We start from the raw sequence: 7997 nt of genomic DNA on the forward strand, positions 1-7997 counted from the left end.
CCCCGACCATCTGACAGCTTCCCTTCCCGCAAAATCGGTTCTAGGCTTCGTGCCGGGAGCAGGCAGCGGGTCCGGGCGCGCGCGCCGGGGCCGGACGCAGGTGGAGGAGACCGCTCATGGCGGCTTTGGCGGCAACGCTGATCATTGGTCTGGTGGCGGCGGGGGTCCTCTCCGGCCTCGTCCTCGCGCGGCGGCGCGGCGTCGGCCTGCCGCAGGCAATCGCCTTCCTCAAACTGAAAGCCCTGTTCCGGCTGCGGCTGCCGCCCGGGACCGCGTCCCTGTCCCGCGGCCCGGTCCTCCATGTCTATTCCCGCCAGTCCGGCCTCGATGCGGCGGTGCTCTGGTCGGTGCTGGGCCGCGACTGCCTGCACGTGCTGCAGGAGGACGACCGGCGCTCGCTCATCCTCTGGGCCATGCGGCTGTTCGCCCGCACCGCGCCCGCCGGCGACATGGCCGCGATCGAGGCGGCGCTGGCCGCAGGCGCGCCGGTGGCGGTGGGCTTTCCGCACTCCATCGAGCCGACGCCCGAAACCCTCGCCCGTTACCGCGAACTGGCCGCCGTCGCGCGCAGGCAGTCGGTGACGATCCGCGCGTGGCATGTCACCGGGTCCAGCCTGTCGCTGTGGTCGGCGCGGCCACCAAGCGAAGCGCCGCGGCACCTGCTGCCCCGCCTCACCCTGTCGATGTCCGGGCTCCTCGATGTTGGCGACATCGGCCCCGCCGAGAATGGCGCCAGCGCGCCGTGCGACGAGGACCGGATGCATGACCTCCTGGCGCTGGCCCGCTTCCGCGGCAACGATCTCGACCGCGGCCTGTTCCTGGCGCTCCGCGACGCCGCCGACCGCTACGGCAAGGCGGGTCCGGTGCTCGAGGACGCGCTCGGCGGCAGGCTCACCTACAGGAAGCTGCTGATCGGCGCCCGCGCGCTCGGCGTCCGCTTAGAGACAATGAGCCGGCCCGGAGAGGCGCTCGGAGTTCTGCTGCCCAACGCCAACGCGGTGATCGTCACCTTCCTGGCGCTGCAGTCGGCGGGCCGGGTGGCGGCCATGCTCAACTACACCGCGGGTTCGGCGGCGCTCGTCTCGGCGCTGGCAACGGCCCGGATCCGCACGGTGCTGGCAAGCCGCGCCTTTGTCGAGAAGGCGAGCCTCGAGCCGCAGGTCAAGGCCATCGAAGAGGCCGGCGTCACGATTATCTGGCTCGAGGACCTGCGCGAGAGCATCACCGCGCTCGAGAAGGCCAAGGCGTTTGTCCTCTGGCGCAGGCCGATCCGGCCGGTCAGGGCCGGCGATCCGGCGGTGATCCTGTTCACGTCGGGCTCCGAAGGCACGCCCAAGGGCGTGGTGCTGTCGCACGCCAATCTCCACGCCAACGCCGCCCAGGCCGAATCCCGCATCGACATCTCGGTCCGCGACAAGCTGTTCAACGTGCTGCCGGTGTTCCATTCCTTTGGGCTGACCGGCGGCTCGATCCTGCCGCTGCTCTATGGCGTCCGGCTGTTCCTCTACCCCTCGCCGCTGCATTACCGGATCATTCCGGCGGTGGCGCGCGAGGTCAGGCCCTCGATCATGTTCGGCACCGACACGTTCCTGGCGGGCTATGCCCGCGCCGCCGGCGACACCGATTTCCAGAGCCTGAGGCTGATCGTCGCCGGCGCCGAGGCCGTGCGCGAGCAGACCCGGAAGGTCTACCGCGAGCGCTTCGGCGCCGTCATCATCGAGGGCTTCGGCATGACCGAGGCGGCCCCGGTCGCCGCCGTCAATTCCAAGAGCCATGGCAAGGACGGCACGGTCGGGCGCCTGCTGCCGGCGATGGCGCTCAGGCTCGAGCCGGTCGACGGCATCAATGACGGCGGGCGGCTGTTCGTCTCCGGCCCCAATGTGATGCTCGGCTACATGCTCTCCTCCGACCCCGGCACGCTGCAGCCGCTCACCGGCGGCTGGCATGATTCGGGCGACATCGTCGCGGTCGACGAGGACGGCTTCATCACCATCCGCGGCCGCGCCAAGCGCTTCGCCAAGATCGCCGGCGAGATGATCTCGCTCGGCGCCATCGAGATGATGGTGCAGAAGCTCTGGCCCGAGGATTTCCATGCCGCCGTCGCCGTGGAGGACCGCCGCAAGGGCGAGCGCATCGTGCTGGTGACGACGAAGATGCCGGCGCTGCGCGAGGAACTCAGGGAATATTCCCGCCGCTTCGGCGCCACCGACCTGATGGTGCCGGGCGAGATCGTCAATGTGCCGCAGATCCCGGTGCTGGGCTCGGGCAAGACCGATTACGTCACCGCCCAGAAGATCGCCGACGAGTGGATCCACTCCCACCGAAAGTCCGGCCACGCCAACCGCGAGGACGCCGGTTAGGGCGCCCATCCCGGGGCGACGGGCTCAGTCCTTGCGCGCGTGGTCCGGCTCGGTGGTATCCGCATGGACGTCGCCATTGGCGGCTCCCATGCCGTTCAGCCGCGACTTCGGCCCGTATTTACGCGACCAGGCGCGGGCGCCGAAGGGCAGCGTCGCCAGATAGGCGAGCGCGGTCAGCGTCAACGTTTCCCAGGTGAAGCTCATCAGCAGCGACACATAGACCACCGCGACCAGGATGAACGGCATCACCAGGTCGCGGCGGACGCCGCCGCTCAGCCCCTTGCCGGAAAACACCGGCACCCGGCTCACCAGCAGGAAGCCGATGAACATCGTGTAGGCGGCGGCGACGAAGCCGGTGGACTTGTCGATCGGCATGCCGAGGAAGCCGAGATAGACCGGCAGCAGCACCAAGAGCGCGCCGGCGGGCGCCGGCACGCCGACGAAATAATAGCTCTGCCAGGCCGACTTGACCTGGCGCTCGGAAATGACGTTGAAGCGCGCCAGCCTGAGCCCCGCGGCGATGGTGAAGACGATCGCCGCGATCCAGCCGAAGGAGCGCGCCTGGTCGAGAATGAAGACATAGAGCACCAGCGCAGGCGCCACGCCGAAATTGACGATGTCGGCGAGTGAATCCATCTGCGCGCCGAATTTCGACTGGGCCTTGAGAAGCCGCGCCACCCGCCCGTCGATGCCGTCGAGGAACGCCGCGATCAGCACCATGGCGACCGCCATCTCGAAGCGGTTCTCGAACGCCAGCCTGATGCCGGTCAGGCCGGCGCAGATCGCCAGAACCGTGATGAGATTGGGAATGAGCATGCGGAACGGGATCTCGCGCAGCCGCGGACCGCGCCCCTCGTCGAGCCCTTCTTCTTCCGGACCGTGCGGTTCAAAAGGCGGAAACGGCGTCTGCATGAATGTCTCCCTTGGCGCCGGGATGGCGCCGGATGCGGGTCGTGCGCGCCTGCATCGTGATGGCACTTCCGGCCTGTGAAATCAAAAGACCAACGCACACCGCCCCGATCCGTTCGATTGCGATGCGCCTTAATCGCGGCGGCTGACCACCGGGCCCTTTATGGAGCCGAATTCCGCGAGCACGGTTTCGCCGGCGATCGCGGTCTGGCCGACGCTGACCAGCGGCCGCGCCGAGGTCGGCAGGAACACGTCGAGGCGCGAGCCGAAGCGGATCAGGCCGAAGCGTTCGCCGGCGTCGAGCCGCTCGTTTTCTTCCGCCCAGCACAGGATGCGGCGCGCCACCAGGCCCGCGATCTGGACCACGCCGATCTCGCCGTGGACGGTCTCGAGCACCAGCCCGCTGCGCTCGTTCTCGCTGCTCGCCTTGTCGAGTTCGGCATTGAGGAAGGAGCCCTGCGAATGGATCTTGCGGACGACGCGGCCCTTCACCGGCGCGCGGTTCACATGGCAGTTGAACACGTTCATGAACACCGAGATGCGCAGCATGTCGTCCGAGCCGAGGCCGAGTTCGACCGGCGGCGGCATGCGCACCACCGACGACACCCGGCCGTCGGCAGGGCTGATCACCAGATCGTCGTCGAGCGGCGTCACCCGCTCCGGGTCGCGGAAGAAATAGGCGCACCAGGCCGTCAGCACCAGGCCGATCCAGAACAGCGGCTCGGCGATGAGGCCCAGCAGCACCGAGGCGCCGAAGAAGATGGCGACGAACTTGTAGCCTTCCCGGTGAACCGGGACCAGCGCGTTGCGGACGCTGTCGATAATGCTCATGATGATGTCCCTGCATGATCCATGCGCCGTGACTACAGCAATCCGGCCGAGGGGGAAACCATTTTAGGCGCCGCCAGGTTCCGGTCGCGCGGAAAACGGCGCGCGGGCGCACCCTGCGCGACGCCACGCCGCGGCCGGCGGACGGCTCCGTCCCCGCCCGCCGGACCGGCCTTGCGCCCGGTCTCAGACCTCGTCGACCTCCGGCGTGCGCCGGCGGGTGACGATGCCCATCTCGTCCTCCTCGCGCATCCGCTTGAGCTGCTCCTCGGCGGCGGTGGCCTCGCGCTGGCGGTCCCACATGGCCGCGAACAGGCCCTTCTGCGCCAGAAGCTCGGAATGCGTGCCGCGCTCGGCGATCACCCCGTCCTTCAGCACGATGATCTCGTCGGCGCCGACCACGGTGGACAGGCGGTGGGCGATGACCAGCGTGGTGCGCCCCTTGGAGACGAAATCGAGCGCCGTCTGGATTTCCTGCTCGGTGGCGGTGTCCAGCGCCGACGTCGCCTCGTCGAGAATGAGGATCGGCGGCGCCTTGAGGATGGTGCGGGCGATGGCGACGCGCTGTTTCTCGCCGCCGGAGAGCTTGAGCCCACGCTCGCCGACCATCGCCTTGAAGCCGTCGGGCAGCATCCGGATAAACCCGCCGATCTGCGCGAGATCCGCCGCCCGACCGATCTCCTCGTCGGTGGCGTCGATGCGGCCGTAGCGGATGTTGTAGGCGATGGTGTCATTAAACAGCACCGTGTCCTGCGGCACCATGCCGATGGCGGCGCGCAGGCTCTTCTGCGTCACGTCGCGCACATTCTGCCCGTCGACGGTGATCGTGCCCGACTGGATGTCGTAGAAGCGGTAGAGCAGCCGCGAGATCGTCGACTTGCCCGCGCCCGACGGCCCGACGATGGCGACGGTCTTGCCGGCCGGCACCTCGAAGGAGATGCCCTTGAGGATCGGCCGCGCCGGGTCGTAGCTGAAATGCACGTCTTCGAACCTGATCGCGCCCTTGTCGACGGCCAGCGGCCTGGCGTCCGGCTTGTCGGTCACCTCCGGCTCGACATCGAGAAGCTCGAACATCTGCTCGATGTCGGTGAGCCCCTGGCGGATTTCGCGGTAGACGAAGCCGATGAAATTGAGCGGCACCGACAATTGCATCAGCATGGCGTTGATGAAGACGAAATCGCCGATGGTCTGTTCTCCGGCCTGCACGGCCATCGCCGACATCACCATCATCACGGTCATGCCGATGCCGAAGATCACGCCCTGGCCCATGTTGAGCCAGCCGAGCGAGGTCCAGACCTGGGTCGCCGATTTCTCGTAGGAGGCCATCGACTTGTCGAAGCGGCGCGCCTCCATCTCCTCGTTGCCGAAATATTTCACCGTCTCGTAGTTGAGCAGCGAATCGACCGACTTGGTGTTGGCGTCGGTGTCGGACTGGTTCATCGAGCGGCGGATGCCGATGCGCCAGTCGGACGCGCGCACCGTGAACCAGATGTACAGCCAGACCGTGACGGCGGTCACGGCGACATAGGTCCAGCCATAGGCGAAGCCGAAGATGATGGCGGTGAGCGCGAATTCGATCAGCGTCGGCGCGGTGTTCAGGATCGTGAAGCGGACAATGGTCTCGATGCCCTTGGTGCCGCGCTCGATCACCCGCGACAGGCCGCCGGTGCGGCGTTCGAGATGGAACCTGAGCGACAGCTCGTGCATGTGGACGAAGGTCTTGAAGGCGAGCTGCCGCACCGCGTGCTGACCGACGCGCGCGAACAGCGCGTCGCGCAACTGGTTGAAGCCCCACTGGACGATGCGCACCACATTGTAGGCGACCACCAGCATCACCGGCGTGGCGATCAGCGCCGGCATCCAGGCCGCCACCGAGCTCTCGCCATTGAGCGCATCGGTGGCCCATTTGAAGAAATAGGGCACCGAGATCAGCACGACCTTGGACAGGAGCAGGAACACGGTCGCCCAGAGCACCCGCATCTTCAGATCCGGCCGGTCGGCCGGCCACATATAGGGCCACAGGTTTTTCAGCGTGCCGAAAGGATTGCCCTGATCGGCGGAGACGGTCTTGGAAGCCAAATTAGATGTCCTTGTGTGCGGCCGGCCGCGCATCCGCGTCCTGCCGCTCGGGTGGGTCTGTGTGTTCGCCATGGCCGGCCTGCGGGCAGCAGCCGGCGCAGCAATGGTCGAGGGTTTGTCCGATGACGCCCGCGAGCTCACGCAGCGCCGGCGCGTTGATGGTGTAGCGGGAGCGTTGCTGCTCGGGCCGGAAGCTCACCAGCTCGGCCTCGACCAGGATCTTGAGATGCTGCGAGACCGTCGACTGCGCGAGGCCCGCCCGGCGCACCAGATCCTTGACGCAGCAACTGTCAGCCGCGCCCAGTTGCCGGAGCAGCCTGAGCCGCGCGGGATGGGCCAATGCCGCGAGCTTGCGCGCCACCAGGTCGTCCCGGGCGGAAATGTCCGTGTCCATCAAATCCATCGTTCATCGGCGATATACGATGAAGAGCCGATGGTCAACGGTCTCAGGGACGTTTTGAACCGCCCAGCAACTCTTTGTGCAGTTGCTCGGCATTCTCCAGCGGGCTGTCGGGCACCGAGAACACCTGGCCGGGCTTGATCCGGTTCGGATTCTGGATCTGCGACCGGTTGGCGACATAGATCGTGGTGTAGCGCACGCCCTGGCCATAGGTCCGGCGGGAAATCTGCCACAGCGTGTCGCCGCGGCGGATGATCACCGCGCCGGGGGACGAGGCCAGCGGCGCCTGCACGATGGTGCGCGGCTCCCCCTGCCCGCCCGCGACCGCGGGGTCGGCTGCGGTGGCGGCGTCCACGGCGATCTCGGCCGGTTCCGAAAGCGCGGTCTCGGCCTGCCTGACCCGGTCGCGGATGCGCGCGGGATCCGCTGTCATGCCGCCCGCGCCCGGGGCGGTCGTCTGGCCGTCCGCGTCTGGCCCGGGCTGCCCGATCGCCGCCAGCGCCGCTTCCGCCTGCGCCCGCATCGACTGCGCCATGGCCATGGCCTCCGCGCTGCTGCCTTCGGGAAGATCGGCCGCGGCCGAAGCCCTGAGCTTGGCGACGGCGTCGTCATAGGCGGTGGACACGGCGTTCGCGTCCGGGGCCTCGGAGGCGGAGACCAGCCTCTCGAGCGCCGCCAGCGCCTCGAACGAGTCCTCGCGCATTTGCGACAGGCTGGCGATGTCGGGCAGGATCATGCCCAGCGGAGCCGCGGCATCCGGCGCCGGAGCCGGAGCCGGAGCCGGCTCGGAAGGCGCCACGGCGGCGAGCGCCTCGCCTTCCGGCCGGTTGAACGGCACGGTGGCGCGCAACACCACCTCCTGGCCGGCGCTGTCCATCAGGTCGGCGCTGATGATGTGGTCGCCCACCGCAAGCTCGGTGGTCGCCTCGATGATGAAGCGGCCGGTCTCATCGGCCTGTTCCGTGCCGATCGCCACGCCGTCCGCCGAAACCCGGACCGTGTATCCAGGCGGCGCGGAGCCGGCGACAAAGATCCGGTCGCCCTCGATCTCCACCGCATCGACGCGGACATTGGCGCCCGCGGGAAGCGCCGGCGCGGCCGGGTCCGCGGCGGTGTCGGGCGCAGCCATCGCTACTTCCGCCTGAGGCTCGGCCTCTGCCGTAGTTTCCGGCGCGGACGTCGCGGCCGGCGCAGCCTCAGTGGCGGCGTCGCTGACGCCTGCAACCTCGGGGGCGGTGGTCGTCAAGAGCGCGGAGGCCTCGGGCAACGCGGGGGTGGCGACGGCCTGCGGCGCAGGCGCGGCGGCGCCTTCCGGCGCGGGGGCCTCAACAGCCGCCGTTTCCTTGGCTTCGGTCGCCGCTTCGCCCGCAGGAGCGGGATCCGCCTCGGCCACCGCCGGCTCCGGCGCGGCACCGGTCGCC

The 7997-nt window shown here is 68.6% G+C and carries 6 protein-coding genes; 1 reads left to right on the plus strand and 5 read right to left on the minus strand.

The genetic code is table 11. The features are described from left to right. The first annotated feature begins 116 nt into the window (after nucleotides 1-116). Entirely contained in the window at nucleotides 117-2360 is a 2244-nt protein-coding gene (locus LL06_RS13305; protein WP_052161542.1) for an AMP-binding protein, read from the plus strand. A 24-nt stretch (nucleotides 2361-2384) separates the two neighbouring features. Here the strand turns inward: LL06_RS13305 and pssA are convergent, their stop codons facing one another. The 5 genes from pssA to LL06_RS13330 all read right to left on the minus strand — a co-directional run. Further along, complete coding sequence (pssA, locus tag LL06_RS13310) at nucleotides 2385-3272, minus strand: CDP-diacylglycerol--serine O-phosphatidyltransferase (protein ID WP_052161545.1); 888 nt, start codon at nucleotides 3270-3272, stop codon at nucleotides 2385-2387. A 129-nt stretch (nucleotides 3273-3401) separates the two neighbouring features. Then, nucleotides 3402-4100 (minus strand): phosphatidylserine decarboxylase, encoded by a 699-nt coding sequence (locus LL06_RS13315; protein WP_035527527.1) that lies wholly within the window; start codon nucleotides 4098-4100, stop codon nucleotides 3402-3404. A 183-nt stretch (nucleotides 4101-4283) separates the two neighbouring features. Beyond that, nucleotides 4284-6176 carry an ABC transporter ATP-binding protein/permease gene (locus tag LL06_RS13320; protein ID WP_035527532.1) on the minus strand — a complete coding sequence of 631 codons (1893 nt, stop codon included), beginning with the start codon at nucleotides 6174-6176 and terminating at the stop codon, nucleotides 4284-4286. A gap of 1 nt (nucleotide 6177) precedes the next feature. Continuing rightward, the gene (locus LL06_RS13325; protein ID WP_244447130.1) at nucleotides 6178-6570 is read right to left on the minus strand and encodes a metalloregulator ArsR/SmtB family transcription factor; all 393 of its coding nucleotides are present in this window, start codon (nucleotides 6568-6570) and stop codon (nucleotides 6178-6180) included. Between the two features lie 52 nt (nucleotides 6571-6622). Further along, a partial coding sequence (locus LL06_RS13330) for a LysM peptidoglycan-binding domain-containing protein (RefSeq protein WP_035527554.1) occupies nucleotides 6623-7997 on the minus strand: 1375 nt, incomplete at its 5' end.

This window comes from Hoeflea sp. BAL378, assembly GCF_000759435.1.
Taxonomy (GTDB): Bacteria; Pseudomonadota; Alphaproteobacteria; order Rhizobiales; family Rhizobiaceae; genus Hoeflea.